At 56.2% G+C, this 22,729-nt stretch carries 18 protein-coding genes and 1 other annotated feature; of the genes, 11 read left to right on the top strand and 7 right to left on the bottom strand.

Translation table 11 applies throughout. The features are described from left to right. Positions 1-37: 37 nt before the first annotated feature. Positions 38-3,385, top strand: coding sequence for a mechanosensitive channel MscK (mscK, locus tag BJP35_RS10895; protein ID WP_014168907.1), 3,348 nt, complete (start codon positions 38-40; stop codon positions 3,383-3,385). Position 3,386: 1 nt separating this feature from the next. On the opposite strand, the gene rsmS is transcribed toward mscK, so the two are convergent. Continuing rightward, positions 3,387-3,572, bottom strand: a complete 186-nt coding sequence (gene rsmS / locus BJP35_RS10890) for a pleiotropic regulatory protein RsmS (RefSeq protein WP_014168908.1) — start codon at positions 3,570-3,572, stop codon at positions 3,387-3,389. Positions 3,573-3,584: 12 nt separating this feature from the next. Then, the gene (priC, locus tag BJP35_RS10885) at positions 3,585-4,112 is read right to left on the bottom strand and encodes a primosomal replication protein N'' (protein ID WP_086463099.1); all 528 of its coding nucleotides are present in this window, start codon (positions 4,110-4,112) and stop codon (positions 3,585-3,587) included. Between the two features lie 50 nt (positions 4,113-4,162). Here priC and BJP35_RS10880 point away from each other — a divergent pair, with 50 nt between their 5' ends. The 9 genes from BJP35_RS10880 (at position 4,163) to BJP35_RS10840 (ending at position 13,530) form a co-directional block, all read left to right on the top strand. Beyond that, entirely contained in the window at positions 4,163-4,540 is a 378-nt protein-coding gene (locus BJP35_RS10880; protein ID WP_020885182.1) for a DUF454 family protein, read from the top strand. A gap of 151 nt (positions 4,541-4,691) precedes the next feature. Next, positions 4,692-5,243 (top strand): adenine phosphoribosyltransferase, encoded by a 552-nt coding sequence (gene apt / locus BJP35_RS10875; RefSeq protein WP_000127359.1) that lies wholly within the window; start codon positions 4,692-4,694, stop codon positions 5,241-5,243. 88 nt (positions 5,244-5,331) lie between these two features. Further along, on the top strand, positions 5,332-7,260 hold the full coding sequence (dnaX, locus tag BJP35_RS10870) for a DNA polymerase III subunit gamma/tau (RefSeq protein WP_047744116.1): 1,929 nt from the start codon (positions 5,332-5,334) through the stop codon (positions 7,258-7,260). Beyond that, positions 6,590-6,654 (top strand) — a sequence feature (DnaX frameshifting element). It overlaps the preceding gene by 65 nt. 54 nt (positions 7,261-7,314) lie before the next feature. Continuing rightward, a complete protein-coding gene (locus BJP35_RS10865; protein ID WP_010428194.1) occupies positions 7,315-7,647 on the top strand; it encodes a YbaB/EbfC family nucleoid-associated protein in 333 nt (110 codons plus the stop codon). Then, the gene (gene recR, locus BJP35_RS10860) at positions 7,647-8,252 is read left to right on the top strand and encodes a recombination mediator RecR (RefSeq protein WP_006809843.1); all 606 of its coding nucleotides are present in this window, start codon (positions 7,647-7,649) and stop codon (positions 8,250-8,252) included. Before BJP35_RS10865 ends, recR begins: the two co-directional genes overlap by 1 nt. 110 nt (positions 8,253-8,362) lie before the next feature. Beyond that, positions 8,363-10,237: a molecular chaperone HtpG gene (gene htpG, locus BJP35_RS10855; RefSeq protein ID WP_086463098.1), complete on the top strand. Its 1,875-nt coding sequence runs from the start codon at positions 8,363-8,365 to the stop codon at positions 10,235-10,237. A gap of 192 nt (positions 10,238-10,429) precedes the next feature. Further along, positions 10,430-11,074, top strand: a complete 645-nt coding sequence (gene adk, locus BJP35_RS10850) for an adenylate kinase (protein WP_006809841.1) — start codon at positions 10,430-10,432, stop codon at positions 11,072-11,074. Positions 11,075-11,199: 125 nt separating this feature from the next. Next, entirely contained in the window at positions 11,200-12,162 is a 963-nt protein-coding gene (hemH, locus tag BJP35_RS10845) for a ferrochelatase (RefSeq protein WP_025204839.1), read from the top strand. A 63-nt stretch (positions 12,163-12,225) separates the two neighbouring features. Beyond that, positions 12,226-13,530, top strand: coding sequence for an inosine/guanosine kinase (locus tag BJP35_RS10840; RefSeq protein WP_020885178.1), 1,305 nt, complete (start codon positions 12,226-12,228; stop codon positions 13,528-13,530). A gap of 88 nt (positions 13,531-13,618) precedes the next feature. Here the strand turns inward: BJP35_RS10840 and ybaL are convergent, their stop codons facing one another. Both ybaL and BJP35_RS10830 read right to left on the bottom strand, forming a co-directional pair. Next, positions 13,619-15,295, bottom strand: coding sequence for a YbaL family putative K(+) efflux transporter (gene ybaL, locus BJP35_RS10835; protein WP_047744113.1), 1,677 nt, complete (start codon positions 15,293-15,295; stop codon positions 13,619-13,621). Positions 15,296-15,524: 229 nt separating this feature from the next. Then, positions 15,525-16,733 (bottom strand): MFS transporter, encoded by a 1,209-nt coding sequence (locus tag BJP35_RS10830; protein WP_032677549.1) that lies wholly within the window; start codon positions 16,731-16,733, stop codon positions 15,525-15,527. Positions 16,734-16,902: 169 nt separating this feature from the next. Here BJP35_RS10830 and ushA point away from each other — a divergent pair, with 169 nt between their 5' ends. Beyond that, a complete protein-coding gene (ushA, locus tag BJP35_RS10825; RefSeq protein WP_014168919.1) occupies positions 16,903-18,555 on the top strand; it encodes a bifunctional UDP-sugar hydrolase/5'-nucleotidase UshA in 1,653 nt (550 codons plus the stop codon). Positions 18,556-18,644: 89 nt separating this feature from the next. Here the strand turns inward: ushA and ybaK are convergent, their stop codons facing one another. From ybaK to copA, 3 genes are all read right to left on the bottom strand, one after another. Further along, positions 18,645-19,124: a Cys-tRNA(Pro)/Cys-tRNA(Cys) deacylase YbaK gene (gene ybaK, locus BJP35_RS10820; protein WP_020885175.1), complete on the bottom strand. Its 480-nt coding sequence runs from the start codon at positions 19,122-19,124 to the stop codon at positions 18,645-18,647. 199 nt (positions 19,125-19,323) lie between these two features. Continuing rightward, positions 19,324-20,118, bottom strand: a complete 795-nt coding sequence (locus BJP35_RS10810) for a TraB/GumN family protein (RefSeq protein ID WP_025204835.1) — start codon at positions 20,116-20,118, stop codon at positions 19,324-19,326. Between the two features lie 50 nt (positions 20,119-20,168). Next, positions 20,169-22,667: a copper-exporting P-type ATPase CopA gene (gene copA / locus BJP35_RS10805; protein ID WP_063925409.1), complete on the bottom strand. Its 2,499-nt coding sequence runs from the start codon at positions 22,665-22,667 to the stop codon at positions 20,169-20,171. Between the last annotated feature and the right edge of the window lie 62 nt (positions 22,668-22,729).

Raw genomic sequence — 22,729 nt, 5'->3', positions numbered from 1 at the left:
GACTATTTTCGGTCATCTTCTGACATCATTCACAACTATGCTGCACACCAATCGCTCGCAACATCCTGTTCTTGTATTTTTATTGGCGACGCTGTTTTTCTTCGCAACGGCACCGCTTTCCTGGGCCCGCGCCGATAACAACAATGACATCCCTTCACGCAGTGATGTTCAGTCGCAACTCGACACCCTGAATAAACAAAAAGATCTCTCTGCTCTGGATAAGCTCGTTCAGCAGGATCTGACAGAGACGCTGGAAACGCTTGATAAAATTGAGCGTGTTAAAGCGGAAACCACACAGCTTCGGCAGAAAGTGGCGCAGGCGCCTGAAAACATGCGTAAGGCCACGGAATCGCTGAATGCCCTGAGCGATGTGGATAATGACGACGAAACCCGTAAAACGCTCGCGACCCTGTCATTGCGTCAGCTGGAATCGCGCGTCGCACAGCTGCTCGACGATCTGCAAACGGCGCAGTCCGATCTCGGTACGTACAACAGCCAGCTTGTCTCCCTGCAAACCCAGCCCGAGCGCGTGCAAAATGCGATGTACGCCGCCTCTCAGCAGCTGCAGCAGATCCGCAACCGTCTGAACGGCACGTCGGTTGGCGAAGGTACCCTGCGCCCAACGCAGCAAACGCTGCTGCTGGTGCAACAGGCCTTACTGAATGCACAAATCGAACAGCAGCGTAAAAGCCTGGAAGGGAATACGGTGCTGCAGGATACGCTCCAGAAGCAGCGCGACTACGTAACGGCGAACATTAATCGTCTGGAACATCAGCTTCAGCTGTTGCAGGAGGCGGTTAACAGCAAGCGCCTTACGCTGACGGAGAAAACGGCTCAGGAAGCCGTCTCACCGGACGAAACTGCCCGCATTCAGGCGAACCCGCTGGTGAAACAGGAGCTCGAGGCTAACCATCAGCTGAGCCAGCGCCTGATACTGGCAACAGAAAGCGGTAACTCGCTGGTTCAGCAAAATATCAGAGTGAAAAACTGGCTGGACCGTGCGCTGCAGGCTGAACGTAACATTAAAGAGCAGATTGCGGTTCTGAAAGGCAGCCTGCTGCTGTCGCGTATTCTCTACCAGCAACAGCAGACGCTACCGTCCGCCGATGAGCTCGAGGACATGACCAACCGCATTGCGGATTTGCGTCTGGAACAATTCGATGTGAACCAGCAGCGCGACGCCCTTTTCCAGAGCGATACGTTTGTCGCCAAATTGGAAGAGGGCCATTCCAGTGAAGTGAACCCGGAAGTTCACGATGCACTGCTGCAGGTTGTGGATATGCGCCGCGAGCTGCTCGACCAGCTCAACAAACAGCTCGGCAACCAGCTGATGATGGCGATTAACCTGCAGATCAACCAGCAACAGCTGGTGAGCGTGTCGAAAAGTCTGCAGGAGATCCTGACCCAGCAGATTTTCTGGGTTAACAGCAATAAGCCGATGGACTGGGACTGGATTAAATCCTTCCCTGAAACGCTGAAGGCGCAGATTAAGAGCATGAAAATCACCGTAAACTGGGAGAAAGCCTGGCCTGCGGTGATGATTGCCTTCCTGGCGGGGCTCCCGCTGCTGCTGATTGCCGGCCTGATCCGCTGGCGTCTGGGCTGGCTGAAGAAATACCAGGATAAGCTGGCGTCTGAAGTGGGGCAACTGCGTAACGACAGCCAGCTGCACACGCCAAAAGCGATTCTGATCGATCTGATCCGCGCGCTGCCGGTCTGCCTGATTATTCTGGCGGTGGGGCTTATCCTGCTGACGATGCAGCTCAACATTAGCGACCTGCTGTGGGCGTTCAGTAAAAAACTGGCCCTGTTCTGGCTGGTGTTTGGCGTGTGCTGGAAAGTGCTGGAAAAAGACGGCGTTGCGGTGCGTCATTTCAACATGCCTGCGCAACTGACCAGCCACTGGCGTCGTCAGATTGTACGCGTCAGCCTGGCGCTGTTGCCGCTGCACTTCTGGTCCGTCGTCGCTGAGCTGTCTCCGCTGCACCTGATGGACGATGTCATGGGCCAGCTGGTTATTTTGCTGAACCTGCTGCTCATTGCCATCCTGATGTGGCCGATGTGCCGCGACAGCTGGCGGGATAAAGAGTCTCACAACATTCGTCTGGCCACCGTGACGGTACTGGCGATTATTCCACTGGCACTGATGGTGCTCACGGCGACGGGGTACTTCTATACCACGTTGCGCCTGTCCGGACGCTGGATTGAAACCGTCTATCTGGTGATCGTCTGGAACCTGCTCTATCAGACCGTACTGCGTGGCCTGAGCGTGGCGGCTCGCCGCATCGCTTATCGTCGTGCCATCGCGCGTCGCCAGCATCAGGTGAAGGAGGGGGCCGAAGGCGCGGAGCCACAGGAAGAGCCAACCATCGCGCTGGAGCAGGTTAACCAGCAGACACTGCGTATCACCATGCTGGTGATGATCGCGCTGTTTGCGGTGATGTTCTGGGCAATCTGGTCTGATTTAATCACCGTCTTTGCCTACCTCGACAGTATCACCCTCTGGCAATACAACGGCACCGAAGCGGGCGCTGCGGTAATGAAAAGCGTGACCATGGGCAGCCTGCTCTTTGCCCTGGTGTCGTCAGTGGTGGCCTGGGCGTTGATTCGAAACCTGCCAGGCCTGCTTGAAGTGCTGGTGCTGTCGCGTCTGAACCTGCGTCAGGGGGCATCGTATGCCATCACCACCATCCTCAACTACGTCATTATTATTGTCGGGGCGATGACGGTCTTTGGATCGCTTGGCGTCTCGTGGGATAAGCTGCAGTGGCTGGCGGCCGCGCTCTCTGTCGGTCTTGGTTTTGGCTTGCAGGAGATCTTCGGTAACTTTGTTTCCGGCCTGATCATCCTGTTCGAACGTCCGGTGCGTATCGGTGATACCGTCACCATCGGCACCTTCTCGGGAACGGTCAGCAAGATCCGTATTCGTGCCACCACCATCACCGACTTCGATCGCAAAGAGGTGATTATCCCGAACAAAGCGTTCGTCACCGAGCGACTGATCAACTGGTCGCTCTCTGACACCACAACGCGCGTCGTCATTCGACTGGGCGTGGCCTACGGCTCCGATCTGGATAAAGTGAAAGAGGTGTTGTTAAAAGCCGCGAAATCGCATCCTAAGGTGATGCACGAGCCCGCCCCAGATGTGTTCTTCACCACCTTTGGGCCGAGCACGCTGGATCACGAGCTGCGGTTATACGTGCGTGAGCTGCGCGATCGCAGCTACACCGTGGATGAGCTGAACCGCACTATCGATCGTCTGTGCCGTGAAAACAATATTAACATCGCCTTCAACCAGCTTGAAGTTCACCTGCGTAACGAGAAAGGTGACGAGCATACGGAAGTGAAGCGCGAGATTCAGGGTGACGATCCTACTCCGGCGTAATTCAGGTTCCCTCTCCCGGTGGGAGAGGGTCAGGGTGAAGGCGACTGGCCTTCACCTTGCCTTCAAAATCCGTCTTCACTATCTCAAGGGCTTTCAGCACCGTCTGGGCAGGGATATCATGATTCTCCAGCAGCATAATCAAATCGACGGCCAGCTTGACCTCATCGGGTGCATTTTCCAGTGACATTTACGGCTCCTGTTAACGGGTCAGACGTTCAATGACGCGTTCGATTTCATCCAGTGCCTGACGACAACGAACGATGCGGCCCTCGAGGGCGCTAATCTCTCGCATTAATAACTGCTGCTCTTCCAGCGTCTCGCTTGCGTTCAGGCGCGTTTCCCGCTCCTGCTTCATCTCAAACAGACGGCGTGCAAACTCCTGGTTCTCCAGCCGCTTGCGCTGCCATTTACCGAGACCCGGCGACGCGCTGTCCCAGACGCGTAGCGGCCAGGCGGTCATTTCACGGTGCAGGGCGGTGATCTGCTCGGTGAGATGTTCCGCAAGCCAGGCGACCTGTTGCTGTTGGTTGTTCTCAACCGCATGGCGCAACTCATCAAGATTCGTCTGCGCCTCAGCAACATAATCCTGGATGCGCGTGCTGCGGGTACGAAAAAGCTGCCGGTCAAAGCGCGGCTTCAGCGTAGCATGCCCCATTAACGGCGTAGCCTGCGCGCGCAGGGTGGACAGCTGATTTTGCAGCGTCTCCAGAAGCTGGGCTGTTTTCAATACGCTCTCCAGTGGTAAAGTAGCCGTTCAGTTTGATAACGATTCGCATTATGCAGCGTACTATTTTAATCATCATTGGCTGGCTCGCGGTAGTGTTAGGCACGCTGGGCGTGGTTTTGCCCTTATTGCCCACCACGCCTTTTATCCTGCTGGCAGCCTGGTGCTTCGCCCGTTCATCGCCGCGCTTTCACCACTGGCTGCTGTACCGCTCCTGGTTTGGCGGCTATTTGCGCCACTGGCAAAAACATCGGGCAATGCCGCCCGGTGCGAAGCCGCGTGCAATCGCGGTGATCCTGATTACCTTTGCCATTTCATTATGGCTGGTGAAAATGATGTGGGTGCGCATTCTGTTGCTGACGATCCTCGCCTGTCTGCTTTTCTTTATGTGGCGGATCCCCGTGGTTGATGAAAAGCAACAAAAGCACTGAAGCCTTATAATGGCTGTTGCAATTATTGCGCGCAGCCAGTAAATTCGACCGTTTTCGAGCACAGCTGCGCCTGGTCAAAGGTTAAACAATTGTTACCCTGGCCGACTCGTTGCGCGCTGTGAGTAACACTGTTTCATTTAGGCACAAACCGATGACCGCAACTGCACAGCAGCTTGAATATCTGAAAAACAGCATCAAAAGTATCCAGGACTATCCAAAGCCTGGCATTCTTTTCCGTGATGTCACCAGCTTGCTGGAAGACCCGAAAGCGTACGCGCTCAGCATTGAACTGCTGGTCGAGCGTTATAAAAACGCCGGGATCACCAAAGTAGTGGGTACCGAAGCCCGTGGATTCCTGTTTGGCGCGCCGGTCGCGCTGGCAATGGGTGTTGGCTTTGTGCCGGTACGTAAACCGCGCAAACTGCCGCGTGAAACCATCGCAGAGAGCTACGAACTGGAGTACGGCACCGATCAGCTGGAAATCCACGTTGATGCGATCAAGCCTGGCGATAAAGTGCTGGTGGTTGACGATCTGCTGGCGACCGGCGGCACGATTGAAGCGACCGTGAAGCTGATCCGTCGTCTGGGTGGTGAAGTGACCGATGCGGCATTCATTATTAACCTGTTTGACCTGGGTGGCGAACAGCGCCTGGAAAAACAGGGCATTACCAGCTACAGCCTGGTGCCTTTCCCGGGTCATTAATCCCGGTTTTCACAACCTCGCTCAATGGGTGAGGTTGTGATAGCATTCCCCTCCATAAATTCACCTTCCAGCGTTGCAGAGCCTGCCCATGAGTTATCAGGTGTTAGCCCGTAAATGGCGACCACAAACCTTTGCTGACGTTGTCGGTCAGGAGCATGTGCTGACGGCCCTGGCGAACGGCTTGTCGCTAGGTCGCATCCATCACGCTTATCTTTTCTCCGGCACCCGCGGCGTCGGTAAGACCTCTATTGCCCGTTTGCTGGCAAAAGGTCTGAACTGCGAAACCGGGATCACCGCCACGCCGTGCGGCGTGTGTGACAACTGCCGTGAAATTGAGCAGGGGCGCTTTGTCGATCTGATTGAGATCGACGCCGCCTCGCGCACGAAAGTGGAAGATACCCGCGATCTGCTCGACAACGTGCAGTACGCGCCGGCGCGTGGCCGCTTCAAGGTCTATCTGATCGATGAAGTGCACATGCTGTCACGCCACAGTTTCAACGCCCTGCTGAAAACGCTGGAAGAGCCGCCCGCGCATGTGAAATTCCTGCTGGCGACCACCGATCCGCAAAAGCTGCCGGTCACTATTTTGTCGCGCTGCCTGCAGTTCCATCTGAAGGCGCTGGACGTCGAGCAGATCCGCGCTCAGCTTGAACATATTCTTGATGAAGAGAAGATTGTCCACGAACCGCGCGCCCTGCAGCTGCTGGCCCGCGCGGCAGACGGCAGCCTTCGTGATGCCTTAAGTCTCACCGACCAGGCGATCGCCAGCGGTGACGGTAAACTCTCGACCGACGCGGTCAGCACCATGCTCGGCACGCTGGATGACGATCAGGCGCTTTCTCTCATCGAAGCGATGATTTCCGCCAACGGTGAACGCGTCATGTCGCTGGTGAACGCCGCAGCTGCCCGGGGCATTGAATGGGAAGCGCTGTTGGTTGAGATGCTAAGTCTGCTGCACCGCGTGGCGATGCTGCAGCTTTCTCCGTCAGCCATCGGTGCCGATATGGCGGTTATTGAACACCGGATGCGTGAACTTGCGCGCACCGTCCCACCGGCTGACGTGCAGCTTTATTACCAGACGCTGCTGATTGGCCGCAAAGAGCTGCCGTTTGCACCGGATCCCCGGATGGGCGTTGAAATGACCCTGCTGCGTGCGCTGGCGTTCCATCCGCGCATGCCTCTGCCGGAGCCGGAAGTGCCCCGACAGTCTTTTGCTCCGGTCGCCCCCACTGCGGTGATGTCGCCTCAGCAGGTGCCACCGCAGCCAACGGCTCCCCCGCAGCAGAACGTACCGCTGCCGGAGGCCACCAGTTCGGTGCTTGCCGCACGAAGCCAGTTGCAACGTGCTCAGGGAGCAACCAAACCAAAAAAGAGTGAACCGGCAGCGCCAGGAAGAGCGCGGCCGGTGAACAACGCCGCGCTTGAACGACTGGCTTCGGTTACGGAGCGCGTTCAGTCGCGCCCTGCACCGTCCGCGCTCGAGCAAAAAGCCCCGGTGAAAGAAGAGGCTTACCGCTGGAAGGCAACAACCCTCGTTGAAGAGGTGAAAGAAGAAGTTGCCACACCGAAAGCGCTAAAAAAGGCGCTGGAGCATGAAAAAACACCTGAGCTTTCCGCGAAACTTGCCGAAGAGTCTATTGAGCGTGACGCGTGGGCCGCAGAGGTCAGTAAACTGCAGTTGCCGAAGTTGGTTGAGCAGGTCGCGCTGAATGCCTGGAAAGAGCAGGACGGTCATCAGGTACGTTTACACCTGCGACCGGGTCAGCGGCACCTGAATTCCCCTGGCGCGCAAAAAGCGCTGGCCGAGGCGCTCACCGCATTACACGGTGCACCGGTTGAATTGACTATCATTGAAGATGATAATCCGGCGGTGCGAACGCCACTGGAATGGCGTCAGGCAATTTATGAAGAGAAGCTCGCGCAGGCGCGCGAGTCGATTATCGCGGATAACAATATCCAGACTCTGCGCCGGTTCTTCGACGCCGATCTGGATGAAGAGAGTATTCGCCCCATTTGATCGTGAGTCTGACTTACGGTTGTAATCCTTAAACGTGAAAGAAGAGAGAAGCCTATGTTTGGTGGAAAAGGCGGTCTGGGTGGCCTGATGAAGCAGGCTCAGCAGATGCAGGAAAAAATGCAGAAGATGCAGGAAGAGATCGCTCAGCTGGAAGTCACGGGTGAATCCGGTGCCGGTCTGGTCAAGGTGACCATCAACGGTGCGCATAACTGCCGTCGCGTTGAAATCGACCCAAGCCTGCTCGAAGACGACAAAGACATGCTGGAAGATCTGGTTGCAGCCGCGTTTAACGATGCTGCGCGCCGTATCGATGAAACTCAGAAAGAGAAAATGGCCTCTGTTTCCAGCGGTATGCAACTGCCGCCTGGCTTCAAGATGCCATTCTGATGCAAACCAGTCCGCTGCTCACGCAGTTAATGGAAGCACTGCGCTGTCTGCCGGGTGTCGGCCCGAAGTCGGCGCAGCGCATGGCGTTTACGCTATTGCAGCGCGACCGCAGCGGCGGGATGCGCCTGGCGCAGGCTTTGACCCGTGCCATGTCAGAAATTGGTCACTGTGCGGATTGCCGTACCTTTACCGAGCAGGACGTGTGTAACATCTGCACTAATCCGCGTCGTCAGGAAAACGGTCAGATTTGCGTGGTTGAGAGTCCGGCGGACATCTACGCCATCGAACAGACCGGGCAGTTTTCTGGCCGCTATTTTGTGCTGATGGGGCATCTCTCCCCGCTGGACGGTATTGGCCCGGACGATATCGGTCTCGATCGCCTTGAACAGCGTCTTGAGTCCGAAACGATCAAAGAGGTGATCCTCGCCACCAACCCAACGGTGGAAGGGGAAGCTACGGCCAACTACATCGCCGAATTGTGCGCACAGTATGGCGTTGACGCCAGCCGCATCGCTCACGGCGTGCCAGTGGGCGGTGAGCTGGAGATGGTGGACGGCACCACGCTGTCCCACTCTCTGGCTGGACGTCACAAGATTATTTTCTGACCAAACGGAGGCTGCAATCGCGGCCTCCGCTTGAAATTCTCCCCTCGTATCCCCATCTCTCCCTCAACGTTTTAAAACCCCATTAAATGGCATTGTTGAGGTCGACATAGATGAAAGGACAAGAAACCCGTGGTTTCCAGTCAGAAGTAAAACAGCTTCTGCACCTGATGATCCATTCCCTGTATTCCAACAAAGAAATCTTCCTGCGTGAGCTGATTTCCAACGCCTCCGATGCGGCGGACAAGCTGCGCTTCCGCGCCCTGTCTAACCCGGATCTGTACGAAGGCGACGGTGAGCTGCGCGTGCGCGTCTCTTTTGATAAAGAGAACCGTACCCTGACTATCGCTGATAACGGCATTGGTATGAACCGCGACGAGGTCATCGACCATCTCGGGACCATTGCTAAATCCGGTACCAAAGCGTTCCTCGAATCAATGGGCTCCGATCAGGCGAAAGACAGCCAGCTGATCGGCCAGTTCGGTGTGGGCTTCTACTCGGCGTTCATCGTTGCGGACAAAGTCACCGTGCGTACCCGCGCAGCAGGCGACAGTGCGGATCACGGCGTCTTCTGGGAATCTAAAGGCGAAGGCGAATACACCGTTGATGACATCACCAAAGCGGACCGCGGTACCGAAATCACCCTTCACCTGCGTGAAGGCGAAGACGATTTCCTGAATGACTGGCGCGTGCGCTCCATCATCAGCAAATACTCCGACCATATTGCCCTGCCGGTTGAGATTGAAAAACAGGAAGAGAAAGACGGTGAAACCGTGGTGTCCTGGGAGAAAATCAACAAGGCGCAGGCGCTGTGGACGCGCAATAAGTCTGAAATTAAAGACGACGAATACAACGAATTATACAAACACATCGCCCACGACTTTACCGATCCGCTCACCTGGAGCCACAACCGTGTGGAAGGTAAGCAGGAGTACACCAGCCTGCTGTATATCCCGTCACAGGCGCCGTGGGATATGTGGAACCGCGATCACAAGCACGGTCTGAAGCTGTACGTCCAGCGCGTATTTATCATGGATGACGCCGAGCAGTTCATGCCGAACTACCTGCGCTTTGTGCGTGGTCTCATTGACTCCAACGATCTGCCGCTGAACGTCTCCCGTGAAATTCTGCAGGACAGCACCGTCACCCGCAACCTGCGTAATGCACTGACCAAACGTGCGCTGCAGATGCTGGAAAAACTGGCGAAAGACGATGCAGAAAAATACCAGACCTTCTGGAAACAGTTCGGTCTGGTGCTGAAAGAGGGCCCTGCGGAAGATACATCCAACGTAGAAGCCATTGCTAAACTGCTGCGTTTCGCTTCCACTCACACCGACTCCTCTGCGCAGACCGTGTCGCTGGAAGAGTACGTCTCCCGCATGAAAGAAGGGCAGGAGAAGATCTACTACATCACCGCCGACAGCTACGCCGCGGCGAAGAGCAGCCCACACCTCGAGCTGCTGCGTAAGAAAGGCATCGAAGTACTGCTGCTGTCTGACCGCATCGACGAGTGGATGATGAACTACCTGACCGAGTTCGACGGTAAGGCGTTCCAGTCCGTCGCCAAAGCCGATGAGTCGATCGATAAGCTGGCCGATGAAGTGGACGAAAGCGCGAAAGAAGCGGAGAAGGCGCTGGAGCCTTTCGTTGAGCGCGTGAAAACGTTGCTGGGCGATCGCGTGAAAGAGGTGCGTTTCACTCACCGTCTGACTGATACCCCGGCCATTGTCACCACGGATGCGGATGAAATGAGCACCCAGATGGCGAAACTGTTCGCCGCGGCGGGCCAGGCGATGCCAGAAGTGAAATATATCTTCGAGCTGAACCCGGATCATCCGCTGGTGAAACGCGCGGCGGATACGCAGGACGAAGCACGCTTTGCCGAGTGGGTTGAGCTTCTGCTGGATCAGTCTCTGCTGGCCGAGCGCGGCACGCTGGAAGATCCTAACCTGTTCATTAAACGTGTGAATGCGCTGCTGCTGGCGTAATTGACCCGCCTCCCCCTGGTCTTCTCCCTCTCCTGTGGGAGAGGACCGGGGGAGGGCACCAGACCGCTCCTTCCCGTTAATCTCCCTTCATTAACCGTTTCAGCCCGCCTGCCTTCCTTGAGCCATATCCGTTCTGGTGGTATTGTTTAGCGCTTTTGAAAAATTGAATCGACTTTTGAGGGGATTTTCGCAATGCGTATTATTCTGCTTGGCGCTCCGGGCGCGGGTAAAGGAACTCAGGCTCAGTTCATCATGGAGAAATACGGTATTCCGCAAATCTCCACCGGTGATATGCTGCGCGCCGCTGTTAAATCTGGCTCCGAGCTGGGTAAACAAGCGAAAGACATCATGGACGCAGGCAAGCTGGTGACCGACGAGCTGGTTATCGCTCTGGTCAAAGAGCGCATTGCTCAGGAAGACTGCCGTAACGGTTTCCTGCTGGACGGCTTCCCACGCACCATTCCTCAGGCTGATGCCATGAAAGAAGCGGGCATCAACGTGGACTACGTGCTCGAGTTCGACGTGCCGGACGAGCTGATCGTTGACCGTATTGTTGGTCGTCGCGTACACGCTGCATCTGGCCGCGTTTACCACATCAAATTCAACCCGCCTAAGGTTGAAGGTAAAGATGACGTTACCGGTGAAGAGCTGACCACCCGTAAAGACGATCAGGAAGAGACCGTGCGTAAACGTCTGGTGGAATACCATCAGATGACCGCTCCGCTGATCGGTTATTACACCAAAGAAGCGCAGGCGGGTAACACCAAATACGCGAAAGTTGATGGCACCAAAGCCGTTGCTGACGTTCGTGCAGAGCTGGAAAAAATCCTCGGCTAATTGCACCTCTCTCACCCGGGCTCTCCGGGTGAGAAAAATTCTCATCTTACCTATTGCAGCAATGGGTTTCGTTTAAACGCTTTTCCGCTACAATTGAAAACCATTCAAATGGTTAAGAGGCGTGAATGAGTCAGGCGAAAACCGGCATCCTGCTTGCCAATCTGGGTACACCAGATGCACCGACATCAGAAGCGGTAAAACGCTACCTGCGACAATTTTTAAGCGACACGCGCGTCGTGGATACCCCAAGACTGTTGTGGTGGCCGCTGCTGCGTGGCGTCATTCTGCCGATTCGTGCCCCACGTGTCGCAAAGCTTTATCAGTCCGTCTGGATGGAAGAGGGCTCACCGCTGATGGTGTATAGCCGTCGGCAGGAAAAAGCGCTGGCCGCCCGCCTGCCGGATATGCCCGTCGCGCTGGGCATGAGCTACGGTAAACCGTCACTGGAAAGCGCGGTCGACTCGCTGCTGGCGCAGGGCGTCGACCACATTGTGGTTCTCGCCCTTTATCCGCAGTACTCCTGCTCGACGGTTGCCGCCGTCTGGGATGAGCTGGCACGTATTCTGGCGACCCGCCGCCGTATTCCTGGTGTGACCTTTATTCGCGATTACGCCGATAACGAACGCTATATTAAAGCGCTTGCCAGTAGCGCGCGCGCGTCGTTTGAAAAACATGGCGAGCCGGATCTGCTGTTGCTCTCCTATCATGGGATCCCGCAGCGCTTCGCCAATGAAGGGGATGATTACCCCCAGCGCTGCCGCGATACAACCCGTGAGCTGGTCTCAGCCCTCGGCCTGCCGCCAGAGAAAGTGATGATGACCTTCCAGTCGCGTTTTGGCCGCGAGCCGTGGTTAACGCCTTATACCGACGAAACCCTCAAAATGCTCGGTGAGAAGGGCGTGAAACATATTCAGGTGATGTCACCCGGTTTCTCCGCCGACTGTCTGGAAACGCTGGAAGAGATTGCCGTGCAGAACAGAGAGTTCTTCCTCGAGGCGGGCGGAACGAAATACGAATACATTCCGGCCCTTAACGACTCGCCTGAGCATATCGAGATGATGGTGTCGCTGGTGACAAACAGCCGCTGATCGCACTATGGGCCGGGTTTGTGCTACCATTCCCGGCCCATAATCCTTGCACAGTTCAGACCCATGAAATTTCCCGGTAAACGCAAATCTAAACACTACTTTCCCGTTGATGCCCGCGATCCGCTCCTGCAGCAAATCCAGCCGGAAAATGAAACCAGCGCCGCATGGGTCGTCGGTATCGATCAGACGCTGGTGGACATTGAAGCTAAAGTGGATGATGCGTTTGTCGCTCGTTACGGTCTGAGCGCCGGTCACTCGCTGGTGATTGAGGACGATGTTGCAGAAGCCCTATATCAGGAGCTGACGCGCGAAAACCTGATCACCCATCAGTTTGCCGGTGGCACTATCGGCAACACCATGCACAACTACTCGGTGCTTGCCGACGACCGCTCTGTGTTATTGGGCGTCATGTGCAGCAACATCGAAATTGGTGGCTACGCCTACCGTTATTTGTGCAATACCTCCAGCCGCACCGATCTGAACTACCTTCAGGGCGTTGACGGGCCGATTGGCCGCTGTTTCACGCTGATCAGCGATTCCGGCGAACGTACCTTTGCCATCAGCCCCGGCCACATGAATAAGCTGCGTGCAGAGAGCATTCCGGAAGCGGTGATAGCGGGTGCGTCTGCACTGGTGCTGACGTCGTATCTGGTGCGCTGTAAACCCGGCGAGCCGATGCCGGAAGCCACCATGAAAGCGATTGAGTACGCGAAGAAATACAATGTGCCGGTCGTTCTGACGCTGGGCACCAAATTCGTGATAGCCGACAACCCCGAGTGGTGGCAGGCCTTCCTGAAGGAACACGTCTCGATTCTGGCGATGAACGAAGAAGAGGCTGAAGCGTTGACCGGCGAGAGCGATCCGCTGCTGGCCTCCGATAAAGCGCTCGACTGGGTCGATCTGGTGCTCTGCACTGCCGGACCGGTAGGGCTGTATATGGCAGGCTTCACGGAAGAAGAGAGCAAACGCAAAACGCAGCATCCACTGCTGCCAGGCGCCATTGCCGAGTTTAACCAGTACGAGTTCAGCCGTGCGATTCGCCATAAAGATTGCGAAAACCCGCTGCGTATTTACTCCCACATCGCACCGTATATGGGCGGGCCAGAAAAGATCATGAACACCAATGGCGCGGGAGATGGCGCACTGGCGGCGCTGCTGCATGACATCACTGCGAATGCCTACCATAAAACCAACGTCCCGAATTCCAGCAAGCACAAATTCAACTGGCTGACCTATTCGTCGCTGGCGCAGGTGTGTAAGTACGCGAACCGCGTGAGTTATCAGGTGCTGAACCAGCACTCGCCGCGCTTAACCCGCGGTCTGCCGGAAAGGGAAGATAGCCTCGAAGAAGCCTACTGGGACCGATAAAGGCAAAACGGCAACCTTGCGGTTGCCGTATTCGTATTTGTACCCTCTCCCCGTGGGAGAGGGTCAGTCAGGGCTGCAGGAGGCACACTTACCCTGTCACCACCTCGTCAACCGGCGGTTTCGTTAACAGCGTCAGCATCGCTTTTGCAATTTCGCGTTCACCCATCACCACCTGATCCGCACCCCGTTCGGTAATGTACTCCACCTCATCGTCATAATGGGCACGGGCAATGATCTCAATATTCGGGCATTTTTCACGTGCGGACGCCACAATTTCACCCGCTTCATAGCCGTTTGGAATGGTCAGCAGCAGCCAGCGCGCGCAGTCCAGATGCGCGAGATTCATGATCTCTTCGTTTGCCGCATTGCCCAACACCGCGCGAACGCCGCGCTCGCGCAGCTCGTCGACACGGGTACGTGATGTTTCAATCACCACCAGCGGGATCCCCTGCGCCATCAGCTTCTCACCGAGCAGACTTCCTACGCGGCCAAAGCCGACCAGCAGGGCATGATTGCAAATATCCACCGGGATCTGCTTCTCTTCTTCGATAGCTTCTTCCAGCGTCTGCTCTTCCAGCGTTTCGGTTTTATCGAGGTATTTTTCCAGCAACGCAAACAGGACCGGGTTCAGCATGATGGAGAGGATCGCTCCGGCGAGGACCAGGTTTTGCCCGGCCTGCGGCAGCAGATTCAGCGCCATACCCAGGCCTGCCAGAATAAAGGCGAACTCACCAATCTGCGCCAGGCTGGCGGCGATGGTAAGAGCGGTACGCGGCGAGTGGCCAAACATCCGTACCAGGAAGAAGGCGGCAACCGACTTACCAAAGATAATAATCGCCAGGGTGCCCAACACGGCCAGCGGCTGCTGAACCAGAACCATCGGATCAAACAGCATCCCGACGGAGACAAAGAACAGGACGGCGAAGGCGTCGCGCAGCGGCAGCGTATCGTGCGCCGCACGGTGGCTCAGCTCGGATTCGTTCAGCACCATCCCGGCGAAGAACGCGCCCAGTGCAAAGGAGACGTCGAACAGTTCAACGGCACCAAAGGCAATCCCCAGCGCCAGGGCAAGGACAGACAGAGTAAACAACTCACGGGAGCCGGTGGCCGCGCTGCGGGACAGGATCCACGGCACCAGACGGCGGCCCACCAGCATCATAATGGTGATAAACGCCACCACTTTCCCGATGGTGATGCTCATGTCCAGCGCCAGCGTCGCAAAGCCGACGCTCTCTTTTTCCATCATACCGGCGACGGCAGGCAGCAACACCAGCGTCAGCACCATCACCAGGTCTTCCACAATCAGCCAGCCTATCGCGATTTGTCCGCGCTGGCTGTCGATAAGCTGCCTCTCCTCAAGCGCGCGCAGCAGTACGACAGTACTGGCGGTTGAAAGACACAGCCCAAAGACGATACCGGTCATCAGCGACCAGCCAAGCACTGTCGAAAGCGCCATTCCCAGCAGCGTCGCTACGGCTATCTGTGCGATCGCTCCCGGTATGGCGATCGACTTTACCGCCATCAGATCCTTCAGTGAGAAATGCAGACCCACGCCAAACATCAGCAGAATCACGCCTAATTCCGCCAGTTCGGGCGCCAGTTTGGTATCCGCCACGAAACCTGGCGTAAAAGGACCCGCCAGCACACCCGCTAACAAATAGCCCACCAGAGGCGAAATACGCAGTTTATTGGCAATCATGCCGAGGATAAAAGCGAGCACAAGTCCACCAACAATGGTGGTGATAAGCGGTGTGGCGTGATGCATTCCGTCTCCTTTCGTTGTGGGTGTTCCATTTGGTTAAAAAACCAAAAACCGAGTAATAGTTTATGACAATTTTTGCCGTTATGTTTATGAATAATTGTTGAAGTTTGAATAAAACAGCAATATGCGTGTAAAAAAGCGCATTTTGATAAATTAGGCGGGGGGATACAGAAGAAACCCTTATGGCATCAGGGTGTCAGGTCGCCAAAGTAAAACTTTAGCGACCGTTATATTACGCTTTATGACGGTTATCAGGCAGGAATATGGTCAACATCCCCAGAAGCGGCAGGAAAGCACAGATTTTATAGACCAGGAAGATACTGGTGTGGTCGGCAATCATGCCCAGCACTGCCGCACCAAGGCCGCCCATGCCGAAAGCAAAACCGAAAAAGAGTCCGGAAACCATACCGATACGGCCTGGCAGCAGCTCCTGCGCGTAAACAAGGATGGCGGAAAACGCCGAGGCGAGGATAAACCCAATAATCACGGTCAAAATCCCCGTCCACTCCAGGCTTGCATACGGCAAAATAAGGGTAAACGGGGCCACGCCGAGGATAGAGCCCCAAATGACGTATTTGCGCCCGATTTTATCGCCCACAGGCCCGCCGATAACCGTCCCTGCAGCCACCGCAAACAGGAAGGCAAACAGGTGAAGCTGGGCGTTTTGGACCGATAATCCGAATTTTTGCATCAGGTAAAAGGTGTAATAGCTGCTGATGCTCGCCATATAGAAGTATTTCGAGAAAATCAGCACCAGAAGCACGGAGACGGCCAGAATGACCTTATCGCGAGGAAGGGGATTGATAACCTTCGCTTTAGGTTTACCTTTGTTCACGCGATGCTGCGCGGCATACCAGCGGCTTATCTGAATCAGTACGATAATCGCCAGCAAGGCTGCCAGCACAAACCACGCCACGTTACCCTTGCCGTACGGAGCGATGATCACCGCTGCCAGCAGTGGGCCGAGGGAGCTGCCAAAGTTACCGCCCACCTGAAACAGCGATTGCGCCAGCCCGTGACGGCCCCCGGAGGCCATGCGCGCCACGCGTGAGGACTCCGGGTGAAAGACCGACGACCCCGTGCCCACCAGCGCGGCGGCAATCAGCACTGCTTCAAAGCTGCCTGCCATTGCCAGCAGCACCAGCCCGCTCAAGGTAAAACACATGCCAATCGGTAGCGACCACGGCATAGGATATTTATCCGTCCAGTAGCCCACGACCGGTTGCAGAAGTGAGGAGGCCAGCTGGAAGGTCAGGGTGATCATCCCGATCTGCACGAACGTTAATGAAAACTCGGACTGCAGCAGCGGGTAGATCGCGAGAATCAACGACTGGATCATGTCGTTGAGCAGATGTGAAAGGCTGATTGCGCCTAACACTTTAAACGAGGTGCGCGACGCCGGAGCGCCAGACACGGGCTGGGTTGATTCACTGATTGCCATAGAGATGAATACCACGTCTTTTGTTATTAGAAATGCAGGGTGTAATTATTATCCAACTAACATACCCGGCAGTGACATTTGAATAAAGTCGCAATTCTGAAAACTTATTTGTCTATTCTTATTAGTCACTGTAATTTTTGCCTTTGTCTATTGGTCAGGGAGAGAGAAGATGAAGTTAATGAAGCGGAGCGTCGCGCTGGCGCTGATCGCCGCCTGGGGTCTGGTTAGCCTGCCCGTGCAGGCCTATGAAAAAGATAAAACCTATAAAATCACCATTCTGCATACCAACGATCATCACGGCCATTTCTGGCGCAGTGAATACGGCGAATACGGTCTGTCGGCACAAAAAACGCTGGTGGATGGCATTCGTAAAGAGGTGGCAGCCCAGGGGGGCAGCGTACTGCTGCTGTCGGGGGGCGATATCAATACCGGCGTGCCGGAATCTGATTTACAGGATGCGGAGCCTGATTTCCGCGGCATGAATCTTATTGGCTACGATGCGATGGCCGTCGGTAACCATGAGTTCGATAACCCGCTGACGGTGCTGCGTCAGCAGGAAAAATGGGCCAAATTCCCGTTCCTCTCTGCCAACATCTACCAAAAAAGCACCGGCGAGCGACTGTTCAAACCCTGGGCGCTGTTTAAGCGTCAGGATCTGAAAATTGCGGTCATCGGGTTAACCACCGACGATACGGCGAAAATCGGCAACCCTGAGTTCTTTACCGATATCGAATTCCGTAAGCCTGCAGACGAAGCGAAGCTGGTCATTCAGGAATTGCAGCAGAACGAAAAGCCGGATGTCATTATTGCCACCACCCATATGGGCCACTACGACAACGGTGAGCACGGCTCGAATGCGCCGGGTGACGTGGAGATGGCTCGCAGCCTGCCTGCAGGCTCGCTGGCGATGATTGTGGGCGGTCATTCACAAGACCCGGTCTGCATGGCGTCAGAGAATAAAAAGCAGGTCGACTACGTGCCAGGCACGCCGTGTGCTCCGGACCGTCAGAACGGTATCTGGATTGTGCAGGCGCACGAATGGGGTAAATACGTGGGGCGTGCGGACTTTGAGTTCCGTAACGGCGAGATGAAGCTGGTGCACTATCAGCTCATTCCGGTCAACCTGAAGAAGAAAGTGACTTACCCTGACGGGAAGAGTGAACGCGTACTCTACACCCCAGAAATTGCTGAGAACGCGCAGATGCTCTCCCTGCTGACGCCCTTCCAGAATAAAGGCAAGGCGCAGCTGGACGTGAAGATTGGTACGCTGAATGGTCGTCTGGAAGGGGACCGCAGCAAAGTTCGCTTTGTGCAGACCAATATGGGGCATCTGGTGCTGGCGGCACAAATGGCGCGCACAAATGCCGATTTTGGCGTGATGAGCGGCGGCGGCATCCGCGACTCCATCGAAGGCGGAAACATCACCTATAAAGATGTGCTGAAGGTTCAGCCGTTCGGTAACATCGTGGTGTATGTCGACATGAGCGGTAAAGAGGTGATTGACTATCTCACCGCCGTGGCGCAGATGAAGCCGGACTCCGGCGCTTATCCGCAGTTTGCCAACGTCAGCTTTGTGGCGAAGGATGGCAAGCTCAACGACCTCAAAATCAAAGGCGAGCCGGTCGATCCTGCTAAAACCTACCGCATGGCAACATTAAGCTTTAACGCCACCGGTGGTGACGGTTATCCGCATATCGACAATAAACCGGGCTATGTGAATACCGGGTTTATCGATGCGGAAGTGCTGAAGCAGTTCATCGAGCAGAATTCACCGATCGACGTGAATACCTACGAGCCGAAAGGCGAGGTGAGCTGGCAGTAGTGCGGTTTTGTGCCGGGGGGCGGCTACGCCTGACCCGGTCTGTATGAGAATCGTCGGCCCGGTAAGCACAGTGCCTCCGGGCCAATTCCTCAATCCCGTCGCGCAATATCCGCAAATGTCGCGTCCAGTATTTTCGCCAGATCGCCTGCGGACAGTTCAATATCCAGCCCGCGTTTGCCGCCGGAAATATAAATGGTGTCGAAGGTCTGCGAAGGGGCATCAATCAGCGTCGGCAGGCGTTTTTTCTGCCCGAGCGGGCTGATACCGCCAACAAGGTAGCCGGTAGTGCGTTGCGCAACCATCGGATCGGCCATATCCACCTTCTTTGCCCCCAGCGCTTTGGCCACTTTCTTGAGATCCAGCTGCCCGGCAACAGGCGTTACCGCGACGGCGAGGTGTTTCATATCACCGTTCACCGCCACCAGCAGCGTCTTATAAACCCGATCGGCGTTCAGCCCCAGTTTGCGCACCACTTCATCACCAAAATTCGTTTCGCTGGGATCGTGATCGTAGGTGTGGATCCGAAAGGGAATGTTGTTTTTTTCGAGTAATTTAACGGCGGGAGTCATAGCTATCCTTCTTACGACAGACAATTCATGCTGACAGCATACGCCTGACGTTTGTCTAAAAAATAGCACCATCTTGCGCAATAGTATTGGCAGTGATGGTCACTTTGAGCGACAATCGGCTCAACCGAAGGTCTCCTTCGGCATAATAAAAACGATGAAATTCCTCTTTGACGGGCCAATAGAAATATTGGCCATTTTTTTATTTCAGCAGTGACGGCAAATTCCCTTCTCCGTACAAATGTAACGCCCCGACAGCGACCACGTAACGCCCCGCAGGCAACGCATGTAACGTCTGCTGCCAGGCTTTGTTGCGTTCGTTCATCAGCACATCATACAACGATTCACTGAACGTCGACGGCAGCGCCAGTTTACCGTCCGTGGGCGGCGCATTCAGCCACCAGCCGATCATCGTTTGCAACAGACGCGCGTTGGTGTGCCAGTGGGTCAGGGTATCATCCAGCAGCATCAGCCCATCATCAGGAAGCTGGCGCAGCAGGGCTATCTGGCTGTCCGTGCCTTCGAGCTCAATGACTGACAAATGGCGTGCTCTCGCGGCATTCAACAGCTGGTAATCAATACCGTAATCCCCGCGTAGCCCCAGACGCTGCGCCTGGGTTGCCTGCAGGACCATCGCGATTTGCCACAGCGGCAGTGTGTCCAGCATGGAGAGCGACACGCCCGTCTCATCTGCGACGCGCGTCAGTTCAGCAAACTGCGTGTCGTTCAGACGTTCAGCCAGGGGGAGATCGCTTTCGAGGCCGGCAAACGGCGACGTCTGGCCCGAAATATCCGCTTCAACGACCAGCGCATCGGCGCTCTTCAGCAGTTTCATCAGACCGGCTGGCAGCGGGGACATATCCTGCGTGCCCATATGGATGCTGCCCACCAGGTGAAGGTGCTGCCCGCCGGGAAGCGAGATATCCATGCCGGGCCAGGCATAACGGCGGGGGAAGAGGGCGCGAAACGATGTTTTTATACGATTAAACAGACTCATACGCGCTCCATAAACGGAAAGGTTCATGCTAGCGCGTAGGAGAAGAAGGTTCAATCTTTCGGTTTAAACCGCAACAACCGGTTTGCGTTGCTCACCACGGTAATGGACGAGAGCGCCATCGCCGCACCCGCGACAACCGGGTTCAGCAGCGTGCCGGTCAGCGGCCACAAAATACCGGCGGCAATCGGGATACCGAGCGAGTTGTAGACGAAGGCACCCAGCAGGTTCTGCTTCATGTTGCGCAAGGTGGCTTTTGAAATCGCCAGCGCGTCCGCAACGCCCATCAGGCTGTGACGCATCAGGGTGATGGCGGCTGTCTCAATGGCGACATCGCTACCGCCCCCCATCGCAATACCCACTTCCGCCTGTGCCAGCGCCGGCGCATCGTTAATCCCGTCACCGACCATCGCCACCTGGCGACCCTGGCTTTGCAGCGTCTTGATGGCATCTGCTTTGCCGTCAGGTAACACCCCGGCAATGACCTCGTCAATCCCAGCTTCCCGGGCGATGGCGTTCGCCGTCACAGGATTATCCCCGGTCAACATCACCAGGCGATAGCCCGCGCGATGCAGGCGTTGCAACGCCTGCACGCTGTCCTGGCGTAGCGGATCGCGAATTGCCAGCAGCGCCGCGGCTTTGCCATCAACGGCAAGCAGAACGGGGGTTGCGCCCTGAGAGGCCTGAGCTTTCAGGTCTTGTTCCAGGGCTGAAGTCTCAACGCCATGCTCCTTCAGCAGTGCCTGATTCCCTAGCAGCAGCGTGTGCCCTTCGGCGGTACCGCTGACGCCTAAACCGCGCAGGGTACGGAAATTGCTCACCTGCGGCAGGCTGGCATTCCCGGCTTTCTCAATAATGGCGTGGGCCAGCGGGTGGCTGGAGCCTTGTTCAAGCGCCGCGGCGAGACGCAGCGCGTCATCCTGCGTGATGCCTGCGGTTATCACGGCCACTACCTGCGGTTTCCCTTCCGTCAGCGTGCCGGTTTTATCAAACACCAGCGTGTCCAGCGTGCTCGCCCGCTGCAGCGCATCGGCATCCCGTACCAGCACACCAAATTCAGCGGCACGGCCTACGCCTGAGATGATCGACATTGGCGTGGCAAGACCGAGCGCGCAAGGACAGGCAATGATCAGCACCGTGGTGGCAATCACCAGGGTATAAACAATTTGCGGTGCCGGGCCGAAGACATACCAGATAGCCGCGCTCAGCAGCGCGATACCGACCACGACCGGCACAAATATGGCGGAGATTTTATCGGCCAGCTGACCAATTTCCGGCTTACTGCTCTGTGCCTGACGCACCATGCGAATAATGCGTGACAGCGTGGTATGGCTGCCGACGGCACTGGCGGTGAAAAGCACGCTACCGTCCTGCACCACCGTACCGGCATGAATGGCATCGCCCTGGGCTTTCTGTTGCGGGACGGGTTCGCCGGTCAGCATCGCTTCGTCAAACCAGGCTTCGCCCTGAGTGATTTCACCGTCGACGGGAACGCGGTCGCCGGTGGTCAGGCGCAGCGTCATGCCGGGTTGAACTTCAGCCAATGGGACATTTTTTTCACCCGCATCCGTCACGACGCGCGCGGTCGGTGGGGTTAAATCCAGCAGGCGCTCCAGCGCTTTGGAGGAGCGCTGACGGGCGCGCGCTTCAAGCATATGGCCGAGGTTAATCAGGCCGATAATCATCGCGCTCGCTTCATAATAGAGATGACGCGCTTCCATCGGGAACCACTGGGGCCAGACGTTGACGCTCATGGAGTACAGCCACGCCGCACCCGTGCCGAGTGCGACAAGGGTGTCCATCGTCGCGGTGCGATTTTTCAGGCTTTTCCAGGCGCTGGAGTAGAAGTGACCGCCTGCGAAGACCATCACGGCAAGCGTAATCAACCCAATGACCAGCCACAGCGTGCGGTTATCGTCGGTGACCATCATATTGTCACCGATCATACCCCACACCATGACCGGCACCCCGACCAGCAGCGCGACGATGGCCTGCCAGCGGAAGCGTTTCATGGTGGCGACGGCCGTTTCCTGCTGGCGTTCCCGACGTTTGAGGTCATCTTCGATGGCCTCTGCGCCGTAGCCCGCTTTTTCAACGGCCTGCACTAAATCTGCGGCGGAGGCACTGCCCATCACCAGCGCAGTACGCTCCGCAAGATTGACCCGTGCCTGCGCGACACCCGGTACAGCCTGCAAGGCATTTTGTACCCGGGAGACGCAGCTGGCGCAGCTCATGCCGTTGATCAGCAGCTGTTGGCTGTCATCAATATCATCAGCTACCGGAAGCTCAGGAGTGGCCGCTGTCAGTGCTTCCGACGGGGATGATGACTCTGCCAGCGGTTTAGCCTTTGGGTGGCTCAGCTCCGCCCCATAACCAGCCTGTTTGATCGTATCAATCAGCGCATCCGCACTGGCGCTACCGGTGACGGCGGCGTGATCAAGGGTCACTTCAGCGCTGTCTACATCAGGACGCTGTTCCAGACTTTCTTTAACGCGTTTGACACAGTGGCCGCAGGAGAGGCCGTCCAGTGTCAGGTCAATAGTGTGAGACATAACAAAACTCCCGTATAATGATCTGGTCAGATGTTGACCGGCATAACGCTTTTCGCTAACTG

Origin of the sequence: Enterobacter sp. J49, assembly GCF_002148625.1 — a bacterium.
Taxonomy (GTDB): Bacteria; Pseudomonadota; Gammaproteobacteria; order Enterobacterales; family Enterobacteriaceae; genus Enterobacter; species Enterobacter ludwigii.
Note: the sequence above shows the minus strand (reverse complement) of the source record. Positions and strands in the feature narration are given on the sequence as shown.

Coding starts and splice junctions, on each gene's coding strand:
- apt (WP_000127359.1), top strand. CDS start 4,692: ATGACCGCAACTGCACAGCAGCTTGAATATCTGAAAAACAGCATCAAA.
- ybaK (WP_020885175.1), bottom strand. CDS start 19,124: ATGACTCCCGCCGTTAAATTACTCGAAAAAAACAACATTCCCTTTCGG.
- ushA (WP_014168919.1), top strand. CDS start 16,903: ATGAAGTTAATGAAGCGGAGCGTCGCGCTGGCGCTGATCGCCGCCTGG.
- rsmS (WP_014168908.1), bottom strand. CDS start 3,572: ATGTCACTGGAAAATGCACCCGATGAGGTCAAGCTGGCCGTCGATTTG.
- dnaX (WP_047744116.1), top strand. CDS start 5,332: ATGAGTTATCAGGTGTTAGCCCGTAAATGGCGACCACAAACCTTTGCT.
- BJP35_RS10830 (WP_032677549.1), bottom strand. CDS start 16,733: ATGGCAATCAGTGAATCAACCCAGCCCGTGTCTGGCGCTCCGGCGTCG.
- recR (WP_006809843.1), top strand. CDS start 7,647: ATGCAAACCAGTCCGCTGCTCACGCAGTTAATGGAAGCACTGCGCTGT.
- copA (WP_063925409.1), bottom strand. CDS start 22,667: ATGTCTCACACTATTGACCTGACACTGGACGGCCTCTCCTGCGGCCAC.
- htpG (WP_086463098.1), top strand. CDS start 8,363: ATGAAAGGACAAGAAACCCGTGGTTTCCAGTCAGAAGTAAAACAGCTT.
- adk (WP_006809841.1), top strand. CDS start 10,430: ATGCGTATTATTCTGCTTGGCGCTCCGGGCGCGGGTAAAGGAACTCAG.
- BJP35_RS10840 (WP_020885178.1), top strand. CDS start 12,226: ATGAAATTTCCCGGTAAACGCAAATCTAAACACTACTTTCCCGTTGAT.
- BJP35_RS10865 (WP_010428194.1), top strand. CDS start 7,315: ATGTTTGGTGGAAAAGGCGGTCTGGGTGGCCTGATGAAGCAGGCTCAG.
- BJP35_RS10810 (WP_025204835.1), bottom strand. CDS start 20,118: ATGAGTCTGTTTAATCGTATAAAAACATCGTTTCGCGCCCTCTTCCCC.
- hemH (WP_025204839.1), top strand. CDS start 11,200: ATGAGTCAGGCGAAAACCGGCATCCTGCTTGCCAATCTGGGTACACCA.
- mscK (WP_014168907.1), top strand. CDS start 38: ATGCTGCACACCAATCGCTCGCAACATCCTGTTCTTGTATTTTTATTG.
- BJP35_RS10880 (WP_020885182.1), top strand. CDS start 4,163: ATGCAGCGTACTATTTTAATCATCATTGGCTGGCTCGCGGTAGTGTTA.
- ybaL (WP_047744113.1), bottom strand. CDS start 15,295: ATGCATCACGCCACACCGCTTATCACCACCATTGTTGGTGGACTTGTG.